General features: G+C 68.0%; 2 protein-coding genes. Both read left to right on the top strand.

Going from position 1 to position 871, the window contains the following annotated elements; genetic code table 11:
- Window positions 1–394, top strand: a 394-nt coding sequence (locus Mlute_RS15350; protein ID WP_119361351.1) for a hypothetical protein, incomplete at its 5' end; no start/stop codon positions are given.
- On the top strand, window positions 387–871 hold a 485-nt coding region (locus Mlute_RS15355), incomplete at its 3' end, for a bifunctional DNA primase/polymerase (RefSeq protein ID WP_147371144.1). The genes Mlute_RS15350 and Mlute_RS15355, both read left to right, overlap by 8 nt.

The following is an 871-nucleotide window of genomic DNA, read 5'->3' on the forward strand; positions in this document are numbered from 1 at the left end:
GCGGGCCACCGCCACTAACTTTCTGCTCCAAGCCATCCGCGCCGGCTGCAACGAGCCTAACCAGGTGGTGGGGTATGCCCTCGAAACGGCGTGCCGCCGTTGCCACCTCGAGGCCGCGCAAACCCTGTTGCTGCTCTCCGAACTGGACTTTGAGGCCCTGCTCGCCGGGGCACGCTGGGCGCTGTGGTGGGAGTCGCTGCCCCCGGCTGAGCAGCACCGCATCCGGGCTGAAAGGTCAGAACCCGCCATAGAGCGCTGGATGGCCCACCAGCCCCCGACCGAGAAACAGCTGCGCTACCTTCACAGCCTGGGCTACCGTGGCCCGACACCCGCTAATCGGCTCGAGGCTTCCCGGCTGATTGACGAGCTCGTGGAAGGGGTGCGGCATGTCTAACCCTCTTCTGCAGGCCGCCCTCGGGTACGCCCGGCTGGGCTATCCCGTCTTGCCCCTGCAACCGGGCGAGAAGCGCCCGCACAGCCGGTTGGCCCCTAACGGGTTGAAGAATGCCACTCACGACCCCGAGGTGTTGCGCCGCTGGTGGCAGGCCGTGCCCACCGCCGGGGTGGGTATCCTGCCCCCCGAGCAGGTGTTGGTGCTGGACTTCGACGACCCCCAGGCCTGGGACGGGCTGCGGGCTGAACACCCCGAGCTAGCCGAGGCCCCCCGGCAGAGAACCCCTCGGGGCGGGGTGCATGTCTTCCACAAGCTGCCCGAGGGCGTTATCGGAAGCCTCACCAGCAGCACCCGGAAGCTGCCGGGGCTGGACTTGCGCGGAATGGGCAAGGCGTATCTGGCGTGTAGCCCTACTCAGCTACCGAACGGAAGCTACCACTGGGAAGTACCCCTGCTGCCCCCGGCTGAACTGCCCCT

This window comes from Meiothermus luteus (assembly GCF_003574085.1).
Taxonomy (GTDB): Bacteria; Deinococcota; Deinococci; order Deinococcales; family Thermaceae; genus Meiothermus; species Meiothermus luteus.